This is a genomic window from Erwinia sp. PME.40.26/001 (assembly GCF_055556675.1).
On the sequence record NZ_JBVHNP010000002.1, the window covers coordinates 550980 to 572127 of the forward strand.

Annotated in this window: 22 protein-coding genes; 15 read left to right on the forward strand and 7 right to left on the reverse strand. The window is 57.0% G+C overall.

The features are described 5' to 3' along the window. The first annotated feature begins 77 nt into the window (after positions 1–77). Together ACZ3HG_RS09985 and queE are read left to right on the forward strand one after the other, a co-directional pair. The gene (locus ACZ3HG_RS09985) at positions 78–1742 is read left to right on the forward strand and encodes a methyl-accepting chemotaxis protein (RefSeq protein WP_191927654.1); all 1665 of its coding nucleotides are present in this window, start codon (positions 78–80) and stop codon (positions 1740–1742) included. Positions 1743–1871: 129 nt separating this feature from the next. Continuing rightward, complete coding sequence (queE, locus tag ACZ3HG_RS09990) at positions 1872–2543, forward strand: 7-carboxy-7-deazaguanine synthase QueE (protein WP_118663325.1); 672 nt, start codon at positions 1872–1874, stop codon at positions 2541–2543. A gap of 57 nt (positions 2544–2600) precedes the next feature. On the opposite strand, the gene ACZ3HG_RS09995 is transcribed toward queE, so the two are convergent. After that, the gene (locus ACZ3HG_RS09995; protein WP_118663327.1) at positions 2601–3473 is read right to left on the reverse strand and encodes an MBL fold metallo-hydrolase; all 873 of its coding nucleotides are present in this window, start codon (positions 3471–3473) and stop codon (positions 2601–2603) included. 101 nt (positions 3474–3574) lie between these two features. Between ACZ3HG_RS09995 and ACZ3HG_RS10000 the strand changes: the two genes are divergently transcribed. Then, positions 3575–4492, forward strand: a complete 918-nt coding sequence (locus ACZ3HG_RS10000; RefSeq protein ID WP_465332764.1) for a LysR family transcriptional regulator — start codon at positions 3575–3577, stop codon at positions 4490–4492. A 65-nt stretch (positions 4493–4557) separates the two neighbouring features. Here ACZ3HG_RS10000 and ACZ3HG_RS10005 read toward each other — a convergent pair whose 3' ends face one another. The 4 genes from ACZ3HG_RS10005 to queD form a co-directional block, all read right to left on the reverse strand. Then, the gene (locus ACZ3HG_RS10005; RefSeq protein WP_191933973.1) at positions 4558–5331 is read right to left on the reverse strand and encodes an amino acid ABC transporter substrate-binding protein; all 774 of its coding nucleotides are present in this window, start codon (positions 5329–5331) and stop codon (positions 4558–4560) included. A 39-nt stretch (positions 5332–5370) separates the two neighbouring features. Next, positions 5371–6138: an amino acid ABC transporter ATP-binding protein gene (locus ACZ3HG_RS10010; RefSeq protein WP_191933974.1), complete on the reverse strand. Its 768-nt coding sequence runs from the start codon at positions 6136–6138 to the stop codon at positions 5371–5373. After that, positions 6116–6814 (reverse strand): amino acid ABC transporter permease, encoded by a 699-nt coding sequence (locus ACZ3HG_RS10015; protein ID WP_191933975.1) that lies wholly within the window; start codon positions 6812–6814, stop codon positions 6116–6118. The genes ACZ3HG_RS10010 and ACZ3HG_RS10015 overlap by 23 nt, the downstream gene beginning before the upstream one ends. A 188-nt stretch (positions 6815–7002) precedes the next feature. Beyond that, positions 7003–7362, reverse strand: coding sequence for a 6-carboxytetrahydropterin synthase QueD (gene queD, locus ACZ3HG_RS10020; RefSeq protein WP_191934059.1), 360 nt, complete (start codon positions 7360–7362; stop codon positions 7003–7005). Positions 7363–7649: 287 nt separating this feature from the next. Between queD and cysJ the strand changes: the two genes are divergently transcribed. Genes cysJ through ACZ3HG_RS10035 form a run of 3 tightly spaced genes read left to right on the forward strand, consistent with a single transcriptional unit; the run spans position 7650 to position 11908 of the window. Further along, positions 7650–9449, forward strand: a complete 1800-nt coding sequence (gene cysJ, locus ACZ3HG_RS10025) for an NADPH-dependent assimilatory sulfite reductase flavoprotein subunit (protein ID WP_191936225.1) — start codon at positions 7650–7652, stop codon at positions 9447–9449. Beyond that, positions 9449–11164, forward strand: a complete 1716-nt coding sequence (gene cysI / locus ACZ3HG_RS10030; protein ID WP_187509528.1) for an assimilatory sulfite reductase (NADPH) hemoprotein subunit — start codon at positions 9449–9451, stop codon at positions 11162–11164. Before cysJ ends, cysI begins: the two co-directional genes overlap by 1 nt. A gap of 12 nt (positions 11165–11176) precedes the next feature. Beyond that, positions 11177–11908 carry a phosphoadenylyl-sulfate reductase gene (locus ACZ3HG_RS10035; RefSeq protein WP_191936224.1) on the forward strand — a complete coding sequence of 244 codons (732 nt, stop codon included), beginning with the start codon at positions 11177–11179 and terminating at the stop codon, positions 11906–11908. A gap of 114 nt (positions 11909–12022) precedes the next feature. On the opposite strand, the gene ACZ3HG_RS10040 is transcribed toward ACZ3HG_RS10035, so the two are convergent. After that, entirely contained in the window at positions 12023–12307 is a 285-nt protein-coding gene (locus tag ACZ3HG_RS10040; RefSeq protein ID WP_465332765.1) for a YciI family protein, read from the reverse strand. Positions 12308–12322: 15 nt separating this feature from the next. After that, positions 12323–13306, reverse strand: coding sequence for an aminopeptidase (locus ACZ3HG_RS10045; RefSeq protein WP_465332766.1), 984 nt, complete (start codon positions 13304–13306; stop codon positions 12323–12325). A 255-nt stretch (positions 13307–13561) separates the two neighbouring features. Between ACZ3HG_RS10045 and cysG the strand changes: the two genes are divergently transcribed. The 9 genes from cysG (at position 13562) to truD (ending at position 21123) form a co-directional block, all read left to right on the forward strand. Further along, positions 13562–14977, forward strand: a complete 1416-nt coding sequence (gene cysG / locus ACZ3HG_RS10050) for a siroheme synthase CysG (protein WP_465332767.1) — start codon at positions 13562–13564, stop codon at positions 14975–14977. 9 nt (positions 14978–14986) lie between these two features. Then, entirely contained in the window at positions 14987–15895 is a 909-nt protein-coding gene (gene cysD, locus ACZ3HG_RS10055; RefSeq protein ID WP_465332768.1) for a sulfate adenylyltransferase subunit CysD, read from the forward strand. Positions 15896–15904: 9 nt separating this feature from the next. Next, positions 15905–17332: a sulfate adenylyltransferase subunit CysN gene (gene cysN / locus ACZ3HG_RS10060; protein ID WP_465332769.1), complete on the forward strand. Its 1428-nt coding sequence runs from the start codon at positions 15905–15907 to the stop codon at positions 17330–17332. A 1-nt stretch (position 17333) separates the two neighbouring features. Then, the gene (gene cysC, locus ACZ3HG_RS10065; RefSeq protein WP_191933981.1) at positions 17334–17939 is read left to right on the forward strand and encodes an adenylyl-sulfate kinase; all 606 of its coding nucleotides are present in this window, start codon (positions 17334–17336) and stop codon (positions 17937–17939) included. An 86-nt stretch (positions 17940–18025) separates the two neighbouring features. After that, positions 18026–18346 carry a DUF3561 family protein gene (locus ACZ3HG_RS10070; protein WP_191933982.1) on the forward strand — a complete coding sequence of 107 codons (321 nt, stop codon included), beginning with the start codon at positions 18026–18028 and terminating at the stop codon, positions 18344–18346. Positions 18347–18538: 192 nt separating this feature from the next. Then, the gene (ftsB, locus tag ACZ3HG_RS10075; RefSeq protein ID WP_062744201.1) at positions 18539–18850 is read left to right on the forward strand and encodes a cell division protein FtsB; all 312 of its coding nucleotides are present in this window, start codon (positions 18539–18541) and stop codon (positions 18848–18850) included. A gap of 30 nt (positions 18851–18880) precedes the next feature. Then, positions 18881–19585 carry a 2-C-methyl-D-erythritol 4-phosphate cytidylyltransferase gene (gene ispD, locus ACZ3HG_RS10080; RefSeq protein WP_191933983.1) on the forward strand — a complete coding sequence of 235 codons (705 nt, stop codon included), beginning with the start codon at positions 18881–18883 and terminating at the stop codon, positions 19583–19585. A gap of 11 nt (positions 19586–19596) precedes the next feature. Beyond that, positions 19597–20070 (forward strand): 2-C-methyl-D-erythritol 2,4-cyclodiphosphate synthase, encoded by a 474-nt coding sequence (gene ispF / locus ACZ3HG_RS10085; RefSeq protein WP_062744199.1) that lies wholly within the window; start codon positions 19597–19599, stop codon positions 20068–20070. A gap of 3 nt (positions 20071–20073) precedes the next feature. Beyond that, positions 20074–21123, forward strand: coding sequence for a tRNA pseudouridine(13) synthase TruD (truD, locus tag ACZ3HG_RS10090; protein WP_465332770.1), 1050 nt, complete (start codon positions 20074–20076; stop codon positions 21121–21123). Positions 21124–21148: the final 25 nt, after the last annotated feature.

Here is a 21148-nt window from a genome sequence, read left to right on the forward strand (position 1 = left end):
TGTAATTATTTAAAGTAAAGCGCACTTTGTACCGATATTAGCTGTTACCGGGCTAACCCCATGACAGAGTGCGCACCATGCTTAAGAATATAAAAGTCGTCACCAGCATCGTTATCATGCTGATCGTTTTCAGCGCGTTATTGCTCGTCTCCAGCGCGCTCTCCTTTAATGCCATCAGCCAGGACAAGGCCAACTTCACCCGTGCCAGTATTTTGACCGAACAGCAGGGACAGCTGAGTGATGCCTGGCAGACACTGGTCAAAACACGTGTGACCATTAACCGGGTCGCAATCCGTATCCTCAAAAAGCAGACCGATCCTGCGTCCATGGCGGCAATAGAAAAGCTGCTGGGCCAGGCGACGGAAACGCTGGACGACGCTGGACAGCATTTTGCCCGCTATAAAAGTTATCCCACGGTCGACGGGCAAAACCCGGCGCTGGATGAGGCCATCGTCAGCAGCTATCAGCTGATGTTTGACACCATGAAGCAGTCCATCCAGTTCCTGGGCGCAAATAATTACGAGGCCTACGGTAATCTGGAAGCGCAGAAAGCGCAGGATGACCTGGAAAAAAATTATGACGGCTGGCGGGAGCAGAACAGTAAACTGCTGGCAGTCGGGGTCACGGATAACCACGAAGGCTACAGCCATATGGTATGGACGCTGGGCGCGGTAATTCTGGTGCTGCTGGTGCTGGTTGCTTCGGTCTGGGTGGTGATCAAACGTGTCCTGCTGACGCCGCTGAAACAGCTGCTGGTGCATATCCAGCGCATCGCCGCCGGTGATCTTTCTGAAACCCTTGTGGTGGACGGACGCAGTGAAATGGGGCTGCTGGCCAGTAACCTGACACAGATGCAGCAGTCGCTCGTCGCCACTGTGGGTAACGTGCGCGACAGTTCCAATGCCATCTACACCGGAGCCAGTGAAATTTCGCAGGGTAACAACGACCTCTCTTCCCGTACCGAGCAGCAGGCGGCTTCTCTGGAGCAAACGGCGGCGAGTATGGAAGAGTTGACTGCCACCGTGAAGCAAAACGCAGAAAATGCCCGTCAGGCGTCCCAGCTGGCCAAAAATGCCTCGGAGACGGCGGCGAAAGGAGGCCGGGTGGTCGACGGGGTGGTGAAAACCATGCAGGAGATCGCCGGCAGCTCGAAGAAGATTGCCGATATCACCAGCGTGATCGACGGCATCGCCTTCCAGACCAATATTCTGGCGCTCAATGCGGCAGTGGAAGCGGCACGGGCCGGTGAGCAGGGTCGCGGTTTTGCCGTGGTCGCCGGGGAAGTACGTAACCTTGCCCAGCGCAGCGCACAGGCCGCCAAAGAAATTAAAACGCTGATCGAGGACTCCGTTAACCGCGTCGACGCCGGTTCGCAGCAGGTTGCGACGGCGGGGGACACCATGACGGACATCGTCAGTGCGGTGGTCCGCGTCACCGATATTATGGGGGAAATTTCCTCTGCCTCGGATGAACAGAGCCGGGGTATCGACCAGATTGGCCTGGCGGTGACCGAAATGGATCGGGTCACCCAGCAGAACGCCGCGCTGGTGCAGGAGTCGGCAGCGGCATCGGCTTCGCTGGAAGAGCAGGCCAGCCTGCTGTCTCAGGCTGTGGCGGTGTTTAAAATCGGCTCACAGAACGCTGCAGCGATCCGTCATGTCGCGCCAGCGTTGAAAACGCCCCGCCTGGCCGCACCGCGTAACGTCACCGTGCAGAATGAGGGTCACTGGGAAACGTTCTAGATCTGTCTGACCGTCGCCTTTTCAGGGCGGCGGTCAACCCCAGTGCAATGACTGGCACGCTTTGTTTGGTCTTCTTCTGTCAATCTGCCATAATCTGCGCCCGTATTTTAGCCACCAGTCGAGATGTTAATGCAGTACCCGATAAATGAAATGTTCCAGACGTTGCAGGGCGAAGGTCTTTATACCGGCGTTCCGGCAATTTTTATCCGCCTGCAGGGATGCCCGGTGGGCTGCAGCTGGTGTGATACCAAGCATACCTGGGATAAGCTGGCCGATCGGGAGACATCGCTGGGAGATATCCTGCTGAAAACCGTGGAAACCGATGCCTGGGGGGCGGCCGATGCGCAGGCGTTAATCGACGTGATCCGCCAGCACGGCTGGACGGCAAAGCATATTGTCATCACCGGCGGTGAGCCCTGCATTCACGATCTGACCCCGCTGACCGCCGCCCTTCAGCAGCAGGGCTTCGGCTGCCAGATCGAAACCAGCGGCACCCACGAAGTGCGCTGTACACCGGACACCTGGGTGACCGTGTCGCCCAAGGTGAACATGCGTGGCGGCTATGACGTGCTGAACCAGGCGCTGGTGCGGGCAGATGAGGTCAAGCATCCGGTGGCGCGTCAGCGCGACGTGGATGCGCTGGATGCGTTGCTGGCGACCCTGAGTGATGATAAAGCGCGGATTATCGCGCTGCAGCCTATCAGCCAGAAGGCGGATGCGACGAAACTCTGTATTGAAACCTGTATCGCGCGCAACTGGCGGCTGTCGATGCAGACGCACAAGTATCTGAATATCGCCTGAGGGCTCGGATAGCGGTGCGGCCAGATAAAGGCCGACCCGCTACGCCCTGTTATCCGCTTACTGCGGCCACTTCATCTCGCCTTTCAGCACTTTTGCACTCAGCTCCAGACTTGAGGCTTCCTTCAGTGCCGGATACCGGGTTTTCATCGCGGCCGTATAGCTGGCGGCATCCTGACTTTCAGCCAGCACGGCCTCAGCGGTTTTCAGATACTGTTGGGTGAAATGAACTGACGCCAGCGTCTCGGCTGCGCCCGGCAGGAAATGTCCCGGCACCACGCGCACCGGCTTCAGAGCCTGAATCGCTTCCAGCTTCTGCTGCCATGCGGAACGTTCAGCAGGCGTCTGGGCGTCAGCCATCCAGACGTGGATATTATTGCCATACACCACCACGCCGCCCATCACCGTTTTCAGCGCGGGCACCCACAGATACGTATTCTGCGGCTGCGGGCCGTCAATGCCTTTCACCTCGATGGTTTCACCATCGACACGGAAACTGTTGCCGGTTAATACCTCAGGCACTACCAGCGACTGTGGCGCATTCGCCCCCATTTTTGGACCCCAGAACGCCAGCTTACCGTCTTTCGATTGCTTAATCAGATCAACCGTAGCCGCCGTGGCGAGAATTTTTGCCTGCGGGAATGCCTGCTTAATGGTCTCCAGGCCAAAGTAAAAATCCGGATCGGACTGGCTGATAAAGACCGTGGTCAGCCGCTTGCCGGTGGCTTTGATGCGCTTCACCAGGGCTTCAGCGTCATTACGCTGGAACTGGGCATCGATCAGCACCACCTCATGCGGGCCGGAGATGATTTCGCTGGAGACGGCGAACATGCTGGCTTCGCCCGGGTTATAGACCTCCAGATTCAGCGTTTCTGCGGCATACAACGGTGCGCTGGCGGTCATGGCCAGCAGGAACGTCAGACGGGTTTTCATGATGAGCTACCTGATTACGGGAAAGACATCAGTGTAGGTTGCAAAATACAGCAGATAAACCGACTATCAGGCAACAGATTGTTGCATATATCGGACAGATTATGGATCGCATCACGGCGGCGAAGGTCTTTATTACCATTGTCCAGCGCGGCAGCCTGTCGGCGGCGGCGCAAACCCTGGATATCTCACGCGCGATGGTCACGCGCTATCTCAGCCAGATGGAGAGCTGGGCTGGCGCACGCCTTCTGCACCGCAGCACGCGGCGTCTGAGCCTGACACCGGCCGGAGAACATGCGCTGGCCCGCTGCCAGCAGATGATGGCGCTGGCCGCCGAAATTGAACTCAGCAACCAGCCTGAAGGGGAAGCGCTGTCCGGCCTGCTGCGGGTCTCCTGCTCGCTGTCGCTGGGGCAGAGCGTGCTGATGGCGGCGCTGACCGACTTTCAGCAGCGTTACCCCCTGGTGCGTATCGACCTGCACATCAGTAATCAGCGGGTTAACCTGGTGGAAGAGCGCATCGATCTGGCCCTGCGTATTACGGCCCAGCTGGAACCGAACCTGATTGCCCGGCCGCTGCACCGCTGCCGGTCGGTGATCTGTGCGACGCCGGCGTATCTGGCGCGGGCGGGGATCCCGATGGTGCCGCAGGATCTGGTTCATCACAACTGCCTTGCCTACTCTCACTTTGGTAAAAGCCTGTGGCACTTTACCCGTCGTCAGGAGAAGGAGGCGGTGGCCGTCAGTGGCAATCTGAGCGGTAATGATTCGGTGATGCTGCTGGCAGCGACGCTGGCTGGTGCTGGTATTTCCATGCAGCCGGTGTACAGCGCGCAGCCTTTTCTTGCCAGCGGTGAACTGGTGGCACTCCTGTCCGATTACCGGCTGGATGAACTGGGGGTGTATGCCATTTATGCCTCCCGGCAGTATCAGTCAGCGCGCCTGCGCGCCCTGCTGGATTTTCTGGTGGAGTGGTTTGCTGGAGAAGACGCGGGACGACGACTGAGCGGTACAGCGCCCTGACGGGCGTGATGCGTGACGGACGGAGGGGGTTCCGCAGGGTATTCCCTGCGGAGGGTAAACATCAATTACTTCGAAACGTCAGCGGCAAAGTAGTGCTGAGAAATGCGCTGATAGGTGCCGTCATCTTTCATTTCGGTCAGCGCCTTATCAATGGCAGCCTTCAGCTCCGGATTACCTTTGCGCAGCAGAATACCGGAATGTTCGGCGTCACTCTGGGTGGCAGCAATTTTTACTTTTGCCTCTGGCTTGTGCTTTTTGAAGTCGAGGTATGACAGATTATCGTTAATGGTTGCATCTGCGCGGCCGCTGGCCACCAGATCGACCGACTGGTTAAAGCCATCCGTCCCGACGATCTCCGCACCAAAGCTGCGGGCCAGCTGAGCATAGTTGCTGGTCAGCGTGTGGGCAGATTTTTTCCCTTTCAAGTCCGCGAAGGTCTTAATGGTGTCGTTATCACTGCGCACAATCAGCACGCCTTTAGAGGCGATATACGGCGCAGAGAAATCAAACTTTTGCTGGCGTTCCGGGGTGATGGAAACCTGATTAATGACTGCCTCGTAGCGTTTAGCATCCAGCCCGGCAATCAGCCCGTCCCATTTACCTTCAACAAACTCCGCTTTCACCTTCAGTCGCTTTGCGACCTCGCGACCGATATCGACATCAAAACCGGTCAGAGCCCCGGACGCATCATGGTAGGTAAACGGCGGGTAGGTGCCCTCTGTGCCGATTTTCAGCACGCCTGCCGACTGGATTTTTGCCAGATCGTTTTCTGCCAGTGCAGCAGAAGAAAAACCGAGCTGAATCAGTCCGGCGAATAACAGTGTGGCTATCTTTTTCATGTCATAACTCCTGAATGCAGTCTGTGATGAGGTCTTTAATTATATTTCCCATGAATCGGGCAGGGTGTCTGTCAGGGTGGAAATAAACGCTTTGGTTCGGGGCTTTTCTGCTCGGGTAAACAGGTCACGGGAGGTGCCCGTCTCGACGATCTCGCCCGCTTCCAGAAACACCACGTTATTGGCAATATTTGCTGCCAGCCGCAGGTCGTGGGTGGCCATCAGCATGGTCATTCCTTCTTTCGCCAGCTGTTTCAGTACCGCCACCACTTCCAGCGACAGTTCGGGATCCAGCGCCGAGGTCGGTTCATCACACAGCAGCACTTTAGGCGAGGGAGCCAGCGCCCGGGCAATGGCCACACGCTGTTGTTGACCCCCTGACAGCGTGCCGGGCAGGGCATCGCGTTTATGGCCCATCCCCACCTTTTCCAGCAGGGCTTCTGCCCGCTGCCGCGCCTGCTGAACGGGCTGCTTATGGACGGTTACCAGGCCTTCCATAATGTTTTCTATCACCGTCAGATGAGGAAACAGCTGGAAGTTTTGAAATACCATGCCGGTTTGCTGGCAGATACGGCGAATATCTTTACGGCCCGGGCGGGTACTGCCGGTAAAAACGATGTGCTCATGGCCGATGGTCAGTTCCCCTGCCTGCGGGATTTCCAGCAAATTAATGCAGCGCAATAAGGTGCTTTTGCCACTGCCGGAAGGGCCGATGAGGGCGGTGACGCTGCCTTCATTAATGGTCAGGTTAATCTTCTTTAATACCGGGTTGCCATCGAACTGTTTATCAATGTTGGATAATTTTATCATTATCTCTTACCTTTACTGCGCCATTATTGGCGAGCTTATTTTCCAGTCGGGTCTGTAACGCCGATAATACTGAGCTGATCAGTAAATAGATAATGGCGGCTTCGGTATACAGAATTAAGGGCTGATAGGTCACCGCTGCAATACGCTGTGCCGCCAGAAACATTTCAGGTACGGTAATCACCGAGGCCAGCGACGTGTCTTTCACCAGAGAAATAAAGGTGTTGGACAATGGCGGAACGGCAATTCGCGCTGCCTGCGGGATAATGATACGACGCAGTGCCTGGGCCCAGCTCATGCTGATCGAGTGTGCGGCTTCCCACTGGCCTTTCGGCACCGAGAGCAGCGTGGCGCGTATCACTTCGGAGGTATAGGCCCCGATGTTCAGGGTAAAGCCAATAACGGCTGCCGGGAAGGCATCCAGCGTAATGCCCACCCCGGGCAGGGCATAGAAAATAAGGAAAAGCTGAACCAGTAACGGGGTGCCGCGAATAAGCCAGACATAAAAGCGAACAATGTACTGCAATGGCTTCGGGCCATATAGTCGAGCCAGGGCCACAATAAAGCCCAGCGATAAACCTAGTGCAAATGAAATAAGTGTTAATGGAATAGTGAAGGTGACGCCGGCATACAGCATCGGCCAGAATGAATCAATTGCCAGACTTAACCATGAGGGCATGTTGCACCTGTCCTGAGACACGATTACTGCTATTTTATTTTATGGCGAGAGATTATCACGGGGCAGAAAAAGACGCTTATATCTTGCAGTACTACCATAGATTCGGATGGAATATGCTTTTTTAACGTGGCAATAAAGCGAAACCACTAAAGTAAAAAGGCCCGCGAATGCCGCGAGCCTCCTGGTTCTTATCCGCGATAGACGCAACCGGCGGTGCAGGTTTCTTTCACCATTACGGCGCTTAGCAACGGCAGTACCGGTTTCATCTGCTGCCAGATCCATGCAGCCAGCACTTCGCTGGTCGGGTTCTCAAGGCCGGGAATATCGTTAAGATAGTAGTGATCCAGACGATCGTAGATCGGCTTGAACGCCGCTTTGATCTCGGAAAAGTCCATCACCCAGCCGGTATGCGCATCCACTTCGCCAGTAATTTCCAGACGAACCATAAAGGAGTGCCCGTGCAGGCGACCGCATTTGTGCCCTTCCGGCACATTCGGCAGATGGTGTGCGGCTTCGAATTGAAAATCTTTAAACAGCGTAGTAGCCATAGTGACAGTCTCAGTCTTCATCAATAAAACCGCCGCAGGATACCGGAAAACCGCTTTTTTCGCACCCGTTTCCCGGCTAAACGACATAACCGGAAGCACCTGAAAAGTGTGTGGTTTGTAATTCATTGAAAATAATAGTAATAATCAACCTGTTTTGTCGCTAACCCTTACCCGAAAAACCGCTTAGTCATTTTGGTTATTTATTATTTCCAACCCTTATTTAAGGGTTATTATGCTTGCCCTTACCCTGTTGTTTATAGATCTCCGACCTTGGACTTTTCAACGTAATGACGACTCAGGCACCCCCAAACATGCTTCCCCTTAATCCGGAACAGCTTGCCCGCTTGCAGGCAGCCACCGGTGATTATTCACCCACTCAGCTGGCATGGCTTTCCGGTTACTTCTGGGGCATGGTCAATCAGGCGCCTGGTGCGACGGTCGCCAGCGCACCGGCGGTTGAGGTGCCTGCCATTACGCTTCTTTCCGCATCGCAGACCGGCAACGCGCGTCGCCTGGCCGAACAATTGCGCGACGATCTGCTGGGCGAAAAGCTGAACGTTAACCTGGTCAATGCCGGTGACTACAAATTTAAGCAGATCGGTCAGGAAAAACTGCTGGTGGTGGTGACCTCCACGCAGGGTGAGGGCGAGCCGCCGGAAGAAGCCGTGGCACTGCATAAGTTCCTGATGTCGAAAAAAGCGCCGAAAATGGACGGTTGTGCGTTTGCGGTGTTTGGTCTGGGGGACACCTCTTACGAATTCTTCAGCCAGGCCAGTAAAGATTTCGACAGCAAGCTGGCGGAACTGGGCGGTGAGCGTCTGCTGGAGCGCGTTGATGCCGACGTGGAGTATGCCGCGCAGGCAGAAGCCTGGCGCAAACAGATCGTTGAGGTGCTGAAGGCCCGTGTGCCGGACGCCAGCGCCCTCCAGATGACTGCCGCCGCGACGGGCAGCGTGAATGAGATCCACAGCAGTCCTTACAGCAAAGAAGCGCCCCTGACCGCCAGTTTTGCCGTTAACCAGAAAATTACCGGCCGCGACTCCGATAAAGACGTGCGGCATATTGAAATTGATCTCGGTGATTCCGGTCTGCGCTACCAGCCGGGTGATGCTCTGGGCGTGTGGTATGAAAATGACCCACTGCTGGTTCAGGAGCTGCTGGGGCTGCTGTGGCTGAAAGGTGATGAGCCAGTCACCGTTGACGGTAGTACGCTGCCGCTGGCGGAAGCGCTGCAAAAACATTACGAACTGACGGTCAATACGCCGCAGATTGTTGAACACTATGCCAGGCTTTCCCGTAATGAAGCGCTGCTGGCGGAGACGGAAGAGAAAGCCAGACTGCAACAGTATGCGCAGAACACCCCTATTGTGGATATGGTGCGTTATGCCCCTACGGAACTGAACGCGGAACAGCTCACCGGGCTGCTGCGCCCGCTGACGCCGCGCCTTTACTCTATCGCTTCATCGCAGGCGGAAAATGAAACCGAAGTCCATATCACCGTGGGGGCGGTGCGCTACGAGATTGAAGGTCGTGCCCGTGCCGGCGGTGCCTCCAGCTATCTGGCCGACAGGCTGCAGGAGGACGACGGGGTGCGCATCTTCATTGAACATAATGATAACTTCCGCCTGCCTGCCAGCCCGGAAACGCCGGTGATTATGATTGGGCCGGGTACCGGTATTGCACCGTTCCGCGCATTTATGCAGCAGCGCGACAACGAAGGGGCCGGGGGTAAAAACTGGCTGTTCTTCGGCAATCCGCACTTTACCGAAGATTTTCTTTACCAGGTCGAGTGGCAGCGCTATGTCAAAGACGGCCTGCTGACGCATATCGATCTGGCCTGGTCGCGTGACCAGAAACACAAAATTTACGTGCAGGATAAAATCCGCGCTAAAGGGGCGGAGCTGTGGCGCTGGATAGAAGAGGGTGCCCATATTTATGTCTGCGGTGATGCCAATCGCATGGCAAAAGACGTTGAACAGGCATTACTGGAAGTGGTAGCTGAATTTGGTGCAATGGACATTGAATCGGCCGATGAGTTTTTAAGTGAGCTGCGCATTGAGCGCCGTTATCAGCGAGATGTGTACTAATGAGCAATGAAAAATACCCTGGGCCGCTGGTCGTTGAAGGTAAGCTGGTCGACGCCGAGCGCCTGAAGAAAGAGAGTAACTATCTGCGCGGCGGCATTGCCGAAGACCTGCATGACGGGCTGACCGGCGGCTTTAACGGCGATAACTTCCTGCTGATCCGTTTTCACGGTATGTATCAGCAGGATGACCGCGACATTCGTGCTGAACGTGCAGAGCAGAAGCTGGAGGCGCGCCATGCGATGATGCTGCGTTGCCGTCTGCCGGGCGGGATCATGACGCCGACGCAGTGGCTGGCTATCGATAAGTTTGCCGCTGATAACACCATTTACGGCAGTATCCGCCTGACTAACCGCCAGACCTTCCAGTTTCACGGCATTCTGAAAGGCAACGTGAAACCGGCGCACCAGATGCTGCATGAAGTCGGGCTGGATGCGCTGGCAACGGCGAACGACGTTAACCGTAACGTGCTCTGCAGCTCAAACCCGATTGAGTCTGAACTGCACCAGGAAGCGTATGAGTGGGCGAAAAAACTCTCTGAGCACCTGCTGCCGCAGACCCGTGCATATGCTGAAATCTGGCTGGACCAGGAAAAGGTCGCCACCACCGACGTCGAGCCGATCCTCGGTGAAACTTACCTGCCGCGCAAGTTTAAAACGACTGTGGTGGTGCCGCCGCATAACGACGTCGACCTGCATGCCAATGACCTGAATTTTATTGCCATTGCTGAAAACGGCAAGCTGGTCGGCTTTAACCTGCTGGTGGGCGGGGGCCTGTCGATTGACCACGGCAATAAAGCGACCTATGCGCGCACGGCATCAGAGTTCGGCTATCTGCCGGTTGATAAGATCCTGGATGTTGCTGCTGCAGTGGTGACCACCCAGCGCGACTGGGGTAACCGTACTGACCGTAAGAATGCTAAAACCAAATACACGCTGGAGCGCGTGGGGCCGGAGGTCTTTAAGGCGGAAGTGGAGCGTCGCGCCGGCATCACCTTTGAACCGACCCGTCCATATGAATTTACTACCCGTGGCGATCGCTTTGGCTGGGTTAAAGGCATTGATAATAAATGGCACCTGACGCTGTTTATTGAAAACGGCCGCCTGCTGGACTATCCGGGCCGGCCGTTGAAAACCGGTCTGGCTGAAATTGCCAAAATTCATCAGGGCGATTTCCGCTTAACAGCCAATCAGAACCTGATTGTCGCAGGCGTACCGGAGTCTGAAAAGGCGACTATCGAACAGCTGGCGGTGTCGCATGGTCTGATGGAAAACGTCAGCCACCAGCGCGAAAACTCCATGGCCTGCGTGTCCTTCCCCACCTGCCCGCTGGCGATGGCCGAAGCCGAACGCTTCCTGCCGGAATTTGTCACGCGTGTGGAGGGCATCATGACCGCCCACGGGGTGGGAGATGAGCACATTGTCCTGCGCGTCACCGGCTGCCCGAACGGCTGCGGCCGTGCGCTGCTGGCTGAGGTGGGGCTGGTGGGTAAGGCTCCGGGGCGTTATAACCTTCATCTCGGAGGCAACCGCATCGGTACGCGCATCCCGCGGATGCACAGCGAAAATATCAACGAAGAGCAGATCCTGGCGACCCTGGACGAACTGATTGGCCGCTGGGCGAAAGAGCGCGAAGCAGATGAAGGCTTCGGTGATTTCACCATCCGTACCGGTATTATCAGACCGGTACTCGATCCGGCCCGCGATTTCTGGGAATGATGGAGGTGTAATATGGCCGTTCTCGATCTCACTGCACTGAACGACTTACCAAAGGTGGAGCGCATTATGGCGCTCGCTGAAATCAATAACATGCTGGATAAACTTTCCGCCGAGGATCGGGTGATCTGGGGGCTGGAAAATCTGCCGGGTGAAGCCGTGCTGACCTCCAGTTTTGGTATTCAGGCGGCAGTAAGTCTGCATCTGGTGGCGCGTCAGAAGCCAGATATCCCGGTGATCCTCACCGATACCGGGTATCTGTTCCCGGAAACCTATCAGTTTATTGATCAGCTGACGGAGAAGCTGGATCTTAACTTACAGGTGTTCCGCGCAGCGCACAGCCCCGCGTGGCAGGAAGCGCGTTATGGCAAGCTGTGGGAGCAGGGCGTGGAGGGGATTGAGCGCTACAACCAGATCAACAAGGTTGAACCGATGAACCGCGCACTGGCGACGCTGAAAGCGCAGACATGGTTTGCCGGGCTGCGCCGCGATCAGTCTGGTAGCCGGGCGCATCTGCCGGTGCTGGCGATCAAGAAGGGCGTCTTCAAGCTGCTGCCGATTATCGACTGGGACAACCGTCAGGTGTATCAGTATCTGCAGGAACATGGCCTGAGCTATCATCCGCTGTGGGAGCAGGGCTATCTCTCGGTGGGGGATACACACACGACGCGCAAATGGGAACCGGGGATGGCAGAGGAAGAGACCCGTTTCTTCGGCCTGAAGCGTGAGTGCGGGCTGCACGAGTAGATTAGGTTTTTACGAAAATAGCTGTGGCCGCCTGGCTGCTTCAACCCTCTGTGGTGGCCGACCTTCTTTTCCGGTCGGCCAGTGAACCGGCAAACATTCCCCATTGGTTCGACATCAGATCCCGGTCAGTGCCGCAAACTTGTCGGCAGAACGGGTGATATTCACTTTTGTCACCTCGTAGCGGGCGACTTTCTGGAAAGGATCTTCCGCCAGAATGGCATCCAGCTGTTTCCTGTCCATCTCTTTCACCATGATCATCCCACCGGTGCGCGGATCTTTACGTCCTGCGCTGATAAATGCACCGGCGGTAAAGTAACGATTGATCCACGCCACGTGTGGCTCCAGCAGGGCTTCCACGTCTTCCATCGGGCGGGTGTAGGTGAGAAAAACAATGTACATGGATGACTCCAGAGATTAAGGGTTAGCCAGTTCACGGATCAGCGGCAGCAGTACGGCGACGGAATCATGTGCGCGACGGGTAATGCGGCCAGGCAGCCAGTGGTCAATATAGGCCAGATTATCGCGCTGTGCCTGGTGGCGCAGGGCCAGCGGGAAGTGCAGCGCGACCGTGCGTGACAGCTTGCTGCCGGGTGCATCGCTGGCCCTGACCGACAGCAGCGGGAAACCGGCGCGGTCAAACGGCCCTTCGTCTTTCGCGGTCTGCGTCGTCGCGCTGATCCCCAGGTGACGTGCCAGCGACAGAGCGCGATCGCGGGTCTGGCGGACCACGGCCTTTGGCGTCTGGGGGCCGCTAATAAAGGTAAGGTGGCTACCCACGACCAGACTGTCGAGGTTAATCACCAGCAGCGTATTGCGCTTCTCTTCGGGGGTCATGCGTGACACATAGTCTTCGCTGCCCTGCTGCCCAATCTCTTCGCCGCTCAGAGCCACGAAGCGCAGGCTATAGTGCAACGGCTGACTGCTGAGACGTTGTGCCAGCTCCAGCATGACGCCCAGCCCTGAGGCGTTATCGTCGACGCCCTGATTGGTCAGGCCGCCAAGATTGAGCTGCGTCTCGTTATCGTTGTGCGGTGTCCAGCTGTCGCTGTGAGCGACGATCACGATCTGCCGGGCAACCTTACCTTCGCGCGCGGCAATCACCGAGGTGGCATTGACGTTACGCCACGTCTGGTCGCCTGCCTGATGCTGATAGGCATAGCGGGTGGTGAAACGACGCTGGTTCGTCTGATAGCCGAGAGCGGTAAACTGCTGCTGCAGATAGTCCGCGGTCAGCATATCGGCCGGGCTGCCTGCCATGCGGCCGGGAAAGTAGGTGGCAATATGGCGTAACTGCTGTTCAGCGATGCTGCCGGTCTTCATGCTGGCGGCATTCGCAGACAGACTCATGCTGCAAATAAATAGTGCTGCCAACGTCCCCAGGCGCATAAGGGTCAACATTGAAGGTTCCTTAATTCGTTATCCTGTAACGAAATGTGCGATTTTTTTTGCGCAGACAGTATGAAATCATGCGGTGTTTTAGACAATTTCATTCTCTCTGAAAGGTGCGAAATATCATCCGTTAAGCACATTTTGTTCGCAGCTTTACCGGGTCGTTATTCCATTCAGTAACTACTCATTCCAATTAGTAATTTCATAAGCTTCAAGGGCGGGACGTATAGTCCCTTTAACAATAGTGATATAGACAGGGTTCCCGTGGATTATCTCCCTCTTTTTGCCGACATCAGACACAAGCCCGTGCTGGTGGTTGGCGGTGGCGATGTCGCTGCACGCAAAATCGAACTGCTGCGCCGCGCTGGCGCCCGCGTGCAGGTCGTGTCACACCATCTGTGTGAGGAGCTCGCCACGCTGCATGGCAGCGGCAGCATCGAATGGCTGGCGAAGGATTATCAGCCTGCGCAGCTGGATACGGTCTTTCTGGTGATCGCCGCCACCGATGATGGCGAACTCAATGGCCAGGTGTATCTGGATGCCACTGAACGCCATCTGCTGGCCAACGTGGTTGATGACCAGCCGAAATGTTCCTTTATCTTTCCTTCTATTGTCGATCGCTCCCCGCTGGTGGTGGCGATCTCCTCCAGCGGAACGGCCCCGGTGCTGGCACGGTTGCTGCGTGAAAAACTGGAGTCGCTGCTGCCGGCTAACCTCGGGCAGATGGCGGAAATTGCCGGACAGTGGCGTGGGAAGGTCAAAGCGCGTTTTAACAAAATGACCGATCGCCGTCGTTTTTGGGAAAAAGCGTTTAACGGCTTATTTGCCAATCAGGTGGCATCCGGCAACGTTGAGGGGGCCAAACGCACCCTTGACCAGCAGCTGACCGACCCGGAAGCCCCGCAGGGTGAGATTATCCTCGTCGGGGCCGGGCCTGGAGACAGTGGCCTGCTGACGCTGCGCGGGCTGCAGGTGATGCAGCTGGCCGATGTGGTGCTCTACGACCACCTGGTCAGCGATGAAATCCTTGACCTGGTACGCCGCGATGCCGACCGCATCTGTGTGGGCAAGCGGGCTAATGCGCACAGCGTGCCGCAGGAAGAGATCAACCAGATGCTGGTGGCGCTGGCGAAAAAAGGCAAACGTGTGGTGCGCCTGAAAGGGGGAGACCCGTTTATTTTCGGGCGGGGTGGAGAAGAGCTTCAGGCGGCAGTGGCGGCCGGCATCCCTTTCCAGGTGGTGCCGGGCGTAACCGCGGCGTCCGGGGCGACTGCCTACGCGGGTATTCCGCTGACACACCGCGATCATGCTCAGAGCGTCCTGTTTGTCACCGGCCACTGCCGTGCAGATGGGCAGGGCACGGACTGGCCATCGCTGGCCCGGGCTCGTCAGACGCTGGCTATCTATATGGGCACCATGGCGGCAGGTGACATTGCCAGCCAGCTGATGGCCCACGGGCGCGATCCGGCCACGCCGGCAGCAGTGATTGGCCGTGGCACTCGCCAGGACCAGCAGGTGCTGATCGGCACGTTAGACCAACTTGAAGAACTGGCACGAAACGCCCCCACTCCGGCGCTGTTAGTGATTGGCGAAGTGGTCAATCTGCATCACGAGTTGGCATGGTTCCAACATTCAGCGCAGCAGGACAGACGAGAGTCTCCTGTTGTGAATTTGGCTTGAGGAAAAGATATGGATCAGAAACGACTCACTCATCTGCGTCAACTGGAGGCGGAAAGCATCCATATTATCCGCGAAGTGGCGGCAGAGTTCGGTAACCCGGTGATGATGTACTCCATCGGAAAAGACTCATCGGTGATGCTGCACCTGGCGCGTAAAGCGTTCTATCCGGGGACGCTGCCGTTCCCGCTGCTGCATGTTGATACCGGCTGGAAATTCCGCGAAATGTACGAGTTCCGCGATCGTATGGTGAAAAATATTGGCGCGGAGCTGCTGGTTCACCGTAACCCGGAAGGCGTGGCAATGGGCATCAACCCGTTTGTTCACGGCAGTGCCAAGCACACGGACATTATGAAAACCGAGGGGCTGAAGCAGGCGCTGAATAAGTACGGGTTTGATGCTGCTTTCGGCGGCGCACGCCGCGATGAAGAGAAATCCCGCGCCAAAGAGCGTATTTACTCTTTCCGTGACCGCTTCCACCGCTGGGACCCCAAAAACCAGCGCCCGGAGCTGTGGCATAACTACAACGGCCAGATTAACAAAGGCGAAAGTATTCGCGTATTCCCCCTGTCCAACTGGACCGAGCTGGATATCTGGCAGTATATCTTCCTGGAAAACATTGAGATTGTGCCGCTCTATCTGGCCGCTGAACGCCCGGTACTGGAGCGTGATGGGATGCTAATGATGATTGACGACGACCGCATTGATCTGCAGCCGGGCGAAGTGATCGAGCAACGCATGGTGCGCTTCCGTACCCTGGGCTGCTGGCCGCTGACCGGTGCAGTCGAGTCGTCAGCGCAGACGCTGCCGGGGATCATTGAAGAGATGTTGGTGTCCACCACCAGTGAGCGTCAGGGTCGCATGATCGACCGCGATCAGGCCGGCTCAATGGAGCTGAAAAAACGCCAGGGCTACTTCTAAGGAATCGTGATGAATACAGTAATTGCACAACAGATTGCCGACCAGGGCGGCGTGGAAGCGTGGCTGCATACGCAGCAGCACAAAAGTCTGCTGCGTTTCCTCACCTGTGGCAGCGTCGACGATGGCAAAAGCACGCTGATTGGTCGCCTGCTGCACGATACGCGCCAGATCTATGAAGATCAGCTCTCTTCCCTGCACAACGACAGCAAACGTCACGGTACCCAGGGTGAAAAACTCGATCTGGCGTTGCTGGTCGACGGTTTACAGGCCGAGCGCGAACAGGGCATCACCATTGATGTTGCGTACCGTTACTTCTCTACCGAGAAGCGCAAATTTATCATCGCGGATACCCCGGGGCACGAGCAGTACACCCGTAATATGGCCACCGGTGCCTCCACTTGCGATCTGGCGATCCTGCTGATCGATGCGCGTAAAGGCGTGCTGGATCAAACCCGCCGCCACAGCTTTATCTCGACCTTGCTGGGCATTAAACATCTGATCGTGGCGATTAATAAGATGGATCTGGTGGAGTACAGCGAGGAGACCTTCGGGCAGATCAGGCAGGACTATCTGGACTTCGCCGGGCAGCTGCCGGGCGATCTGGATATCCGCTTTGTCCCGCTGTCAGCGCTGGAAGGCGAAAACGTGGCAGCCCCGAGCGCGGCGATGCCCTGGTACACCGGCCCGACGCTGCTGGACGTGCTGGAAACCGTTGACGTGCAGCGCGTGGTTGAACAGCAGCCAATGCGCTTCCCGGTGCAGTATGTAAACCGTCCTGACCTCGACTTCCGGGGATATGCCGGTACGCTGGCGTCCGGTGTGGTGCAGGTCGGTCAGCGGGTAAAAGTGCTCCCTTCTGGCGTGGCGTCTTCAGTGGCGCGCATTGTGACCTTCGACGGTGACCTGCAGCAGGCCGTGGCCGGGGAAGCAATTACCCTGGTGTTGAAAGATGAAATTGATATCAGTCGCGGGGATCTGCTGGTCGCTGAGGATGCCAGCCTCACGCCGGTGCAGGCTGCCGCCGTTGATGTGGTCTGGATGGCGGAAAAGCCCCTGGTACCCGGGCAGAGCTTCGATATTAAAATTGCCGGAAAGAAAACCCGCGCGCGCGTGGAACGCATCCGTCATCAGGTTGAGATCAATAATCTGACGCAGCATGACGTCCAGGCGCTGCCGCTGAACGGCATCGGGCTGGTAGATCTGATCTTCGACGAGCCGATGGTGCTCGATCCCTATCAGCAGAATCCGGTCACTGGCGGGATGATCTTTATCGATCGCCTGAGCAACGTCACCGTCGGCGCGGGTATGATCCGCCAGCCGCTGGACGATGCGCGGCCCGTTGCTGGCGAATTCAGCGCCTTTGAGCTGGAGCTGAATGCGCTGGTACGTCGTCACTTCCCGCACTGGAATGCTCGCGACCTGCTGGGCGGTGAGTAAGATGGCGCAGCATGATGAGAATGTGGTGTGGCACGCGCATCCGGTCAGCCGTGAGCAGCGCGAGCAGCAGCATGGCCATCAGGGCGTGGTGCTGTGGTTTACCGGGCTGTCAGGGTCCGGTAAATCCACGGTAGCCGGTGCCCTGGAGCAGGCACTGCACCGCGCTGGCGTCAGCAGCTACCTGCTGGACGGGGATAACGTGCGACACGGTTTATGCCGGGATCTCGGCTTCAGTGATGACGACCGTAAAGAAAATATCCGCCGCGTGGGCGAAGTGGCGAAGCTGATGATCGATGCCGGTCTGGTGGTTCTGACGGCCTTTATCTCGCCTCACCGTGCCGAGCGGCAGAGCGTACGGGAGATGGTTGGGGAAGGGCGGTTTATTGAAGTCTTCGTCGATACACCGCTGGCGATCTGTGAAGCGCGCGATCCAAAGGGGTTGTATAAAAAGGCCCGTGCCGGGGAGTTGCGTAATTTTACTGGTATCGATGCCGTGTATGAAGCCCCGGAAGCCGCCGATATTCACCTGGATGGTGAACAATTGGTAACATATTTAACCACCCAGTTATTAGACCTGCTGCGTCAGCGAGATATTATCAAACCCTGAGAGCTTCGGCTAACGTCCGTTCAGACGGGCGGTTACCCGGCGGAGGGCACCACGGTCCCCTCCGCCTGAGCATCAACGGGATATATATGCACAACGTCACCCCCATGCTGGCACGTAAAGACGAGCGCGATCGGGAAGAGCCTTCATGGGCTGTTCCCGGCGGCGTGATGGGCTTTGTTTCCTGGTGGGTCGCACTGGCGATCCCGTTCCTGCTTTACGGTTCTAACACCTTATTCTTTTTCCTCTATACCTGGCCTTTCTTCCTTGCGCTTTTACCGGTCTCGGTCATCGTCGGTATTGTTGCCACCGTGCTGCTGCGACAGCGCCTGATCTGGTCCGGACTGGCGACGGTGGTGGTGGTGGTCGCCCTGTTCTGGCTGCTGTTTACGCTGCTAACGGGCTGGTAACGGTTGGGTTAATATTTATAATTACGTCGCAACGTTACAAAATCTATCGATGCAGGGCGTCAGCCGACGCCGATCCTGCTGTTTTTTAGCGCGTATTCGTACCTTATTCTGAGAAAGTGGTTCTATTTCACCGGCAGAGTGGAGTCGTACTAAAAGTTATGGGATGATTGAGCCGTTTTTCAGGGGGCGGGGATGGGAAAACTTACGTTGCTGTTACTTGTACTTCTCGGCTGGCTGCAGTATTCGCTCTGGCTGGGCAAGAACGGCATTCATGATTACACACGCGTTAATGAGGATGTTGCTGTGCAACAGGCCAATAACGCCAAGCTTAAAGCGCGAAACGATCAGCTTTTTGCCGAAATCGACGATTTAAACGGCGGTTCGGAAGCGATCGAGGAACGCGCACGCAATGAGCTGGGGATGATTAAACCCGGCGAGACTTTCTATCGCCTTGTGCCGGACCAAAATAAACGAAACGCACAGCAGCGAACCACCCGTCAGTAGCCATCACCATGAGCATCCGTCATTACTATCATGAATAGCGCCGTGTCCTTTCCGGAGATTATCGCCGTCGTCCCCGCTGCGGGGATCGGCAGCCGCATGCTCTCTGAATGCCCCAAACAGTACCTCACCATCGGCAGCAAAACGATTCTGGAACACAGCATCGATGCGCTGCTGGCTCATCCGGCCGTTAGCCGGGTCATTGTGGCTCTCAGCGCACAGGATACGTATTTCCGCCAGTTGCCGCTGGCGCACGATGCGCGCGTGAGCACGGTTACCGGCGGTGGCCTGCGGGCGGACTCCGTGCTGGCCGGGCTGCAGGCGGCAAAAGGGGCCGAGTGGGTGCTGGTGCATGATGCCGCGCGCCCCTGTCTGCATCTGAGTGATTTGACCCGACTGCTGGCGCTGACGGCCACCAGCAAGGTGGGCGGAATTCTTGCCGCGCCGGTGCGTGATACCATGAAGCGTGCTGTTGCTGGCCGCAGTGATATCGGCCATACCGTCGAGCGTGAAGCCCTGTGGCACGCGCTGACGCCGCAGCTGTTCCCGCTGGCGCTGCTGCGCGACTGCCTGCTGCGTGCGCTGAACGACGGCGCGACCATCACTGATGAGGCTTCGGCGCTGGAGCATTGCGGTTACCATCCTGAACTGGTCAGCGGCCGCAGTGATAACCTGAAGGTGACGCGGCCGGAAGACCTGGCGCTGGCGCAATTTTATCTGACCCAAATACAGAGTTAGGAGAACACATAATGCGTATCGGTCACGGTTTTGATGTACATGCCTTTGGCGGCGAAGGCCCGCTGATTATTGGTGGCGTGCGTATTCCTTACGAGAAAGGTCTGCTGGCACACTCCGACGGCGACGTTGCGCTGCACGCGCTGACAGACGCGCTGCTGGGGGCGGCCGCCCTGGGCGATATCGGCAAACTGTTCCCGGACACCGATGAGGCCTATAAAGGCGCAGACAGCCGCGAACTGCTGCGGGAAGCCCTGCGTCAGATTGCTAAAAAAGGCTATCGCGTGGGTAACGTTGATGTCACGATCATTGCTCAGGCCCCGAAGATGCTGCCCCATTCGCCACAGATGCGCATCAATATTGCGGAAGATCTCGGTATTCATATGGATGATGTCAACGTGAAAGCGACGACCACTGAGAAACTCGGGTTTACCGGGCGCGGCGAAGGCATTGCCTGTGAAGCCGTTGCCCTGCTGATAAAGGCGTAACGCATGGATTTAAGCAAACAGGGCTGGCTGCACGGTCAGCCGGTGGCCAGCGGCGTGCTGAAGGCCAGTGCTGAAGACTTCAGGGTCATTGAAGATCTCGGCTACGTGCCGGACGGAGAGGGTGAACAGCTGCTGGTACGCATCCGCAAAAATGGCTGTAATACCCGCTTTGTCGCAGAAGCGCTGGCCAAATTTGTCGGTATTCATCCACGTGACGTCAGTTTTGCCGGGATGAAGGATCGCCACGCGGTGACCGAACAGTGGTTCTGCCTGCGCATACCGGGCAAAATTACGCCAGATCTGACCGCGTTTGAATTGACGGGCGTCGAGGTGCTGGAAAGCGCCCGCCATCGCCGTAAATTGCGGACCGGTGCGCTACAGGGCAATGCTTTCACGCTGGTACTGCGCCAGATTTCTGACCGTGATGTGGTGGAACAGCGCCTGCAGCTGATTGCCCGTGACGGTGTGCCCAACTATTTTGGCAGCCAGCGTTTTGGCCACGAAGGTAATAACCTGACAATGGCGCAACGCTGGGCCGCCGATGAAATCCGCGTGCGCGAGCGCAATAAACGCAGTTTCATTCTCTCTGCCGCGCGAAGCGCGATGTTTAATCAGGTGGTGAGTGACCGTCTGGCGCAGCAGGGCTCCCTGACCCGGGTCCTGCCGGGCGATGCTCTGCAGTTAACCGGACGCGGCAGCTGGTTTGTGGCAGAGGCGGCGGAACGGGATACCTTACAACAGCGTGTTGATGCCAGTGAACTGCGTATCACCGCACCGCTGCCGGGCAGCGGCGAGTGGGGTACACGCGATGAAGCGCTGGCCTTTGAGCAAAACAGCCTGTCAGGTGAAGGTGCGCTGATTGCCCTGATGGATCGTGAACGCGTGGAAGCCGCACGCCGCGCCATGCTGGTTATCCCCCGCGATTTGCAGTGGAACTGGCAGGATGACGTCACGCTGGAGATGGCCTTCTGGCTGCCTGCAGGCAGCTTTGCCACCAGTGTGGTGCGCGAACTGCTGCTGACCCAGGGCAGCGCGGCTGAGGTCGACGAGTAGTTTTTTTATTCATCTGCCCCAGTGA

Coding starts and splice junctions, on each gene's coding strand:
- ACZ3HG_RS10040 (WP_465332765.1), bottom strand. CDS start 12,307: ATGTACATTGTTTTTCTCACCTACACCCGCCCGATGGAAGACGTGGAA.
- ACZ3HG_RS10000 (WP_465332764.1), top strand. CDS start 3,575: ATGGATCGCATCACGGCGGCGAAGGTCTTTATTACCATTGTCCAGCGC.
- ftsB (WP_062744201.1), top strand. CDS start 18,539: ATGGGAAAACTTACGTTGCTGTTACTTGTACTTCTCGGCTGGCTGCAG.
- ispF (WP_062744199.1), top strand. CDS start 19,597: ATGCGTATCGGTCACGGTTTTGATGTACATGCCTTTGGCGGCGAAGGC.
- ACZ3HG_RS10010 (WP_191933974.1), bottom strand. CDS start 6,138: ATGATAAAATTATCCAACATTGATAAACAGTTCGATGGCAACCCGGTA.
- ACZ3HG_RS10035 (WP_191936224.1), top strand. CDS start 11,177: ATGGCCGTTCTCGATCTCACTGCACTGAACGACTTACCAAAGGTGGAG.
- cysI (WP_187509528.1), top strand. CDS start 9,449: ATGAGCAATGAAAAATACCCTGGGCCGCTGGTCGTTGAAGGTAAGCTG.
- cysC (WP_191933981.1), top strand. CDS start 17,334: ATGGCGCAGCATGATGAGAATGTGGTGTGGCACGCGCATCCGGTCAGC.
- ACZ3HG_RS09995 (WP_118663327.1), bottom strand. CDS start 3,473: ATGAAAACCCGTCTGACGTTCCTGCTGGCCATGACCGCCAGCGCACCG.
- cysN (WP_465332769.1), top strand. CDS start 15,905: ATGAATACAGTAATTGCACAACAGATTGCCGACCAGGGCGGCGTGGAA.
- ispD (WP_191933983.1), top strand. CDS start 18,881: ATGAATAGCGCCGTGTCCTTTCCGGAGATTATCGCCGTCGTCCCCGCT.
- truD (WP_465332770.1), top strand. CDS start 20,074: ATGGATTTAAGCAAACAGGGCTGGCTGCACGGTCAGCCGGTGGCCAGC.
- ACZ3HG_RS10045 (WP_465332766.1), bottom strand. CDS start 13,306: ATGTTGACCCTTATGCGCCTGGGGACGTTGGCAGCACTATTTATTTGC.
- cysJ (WP_191936225.1), top strand. CDS start 7,650: ATGACGACTCAGGCACCCCCAAACATGCTTCCCCTTAATCCGGAACAG.
- ACZ3HG_RS10015 (WP_191933975.1), bottom strand. CDS start 6,814: ATGCCCTCATGGTTAAGTCTGGCAATTGATTCATTCTGGCCGATGCTG.
- queE (WP_118663325.1), top strand. CDS start 1,872: ATGCAGTACCCGATAAATGAAATGTTCCAGACGTTGCAGGGCGAAGGT.
- queD (WP_191934059.1), bottom strand. CDS start 7,362: ATGGCTACTACGCTGTTTAAAGATTTTCAATTCGAAGCCGCACACCAT.
- ACZ3HG_RS09985 (WP_191927654.1), top strand. CDS start 78: ATGCTTAAGAATATAAAAGTCGTCACCAGCATCGTTATCATGCTGATC.
- ACZ3HG_RS10070 (WP_191933982.1), top strand. CDS start 18,026: ATGCACAACGTCACCCCCATGCTGGCACGTAAAGACGAGCGCGATCGG.
- ACZ3HG_RS10005 (WP_191933973.1), bottom strand. CDS start 5,331: ATGAAAAAGATAGCCACACTGTTATTCGCCGGACTGATTCAGCTCGGT.
- cysD (WP_465332768.1), top strand. CDS start 14,987: ATGGATCAGAAACGACTCACTCATCTGCGTCAACTGGAGGCGGAAAGC.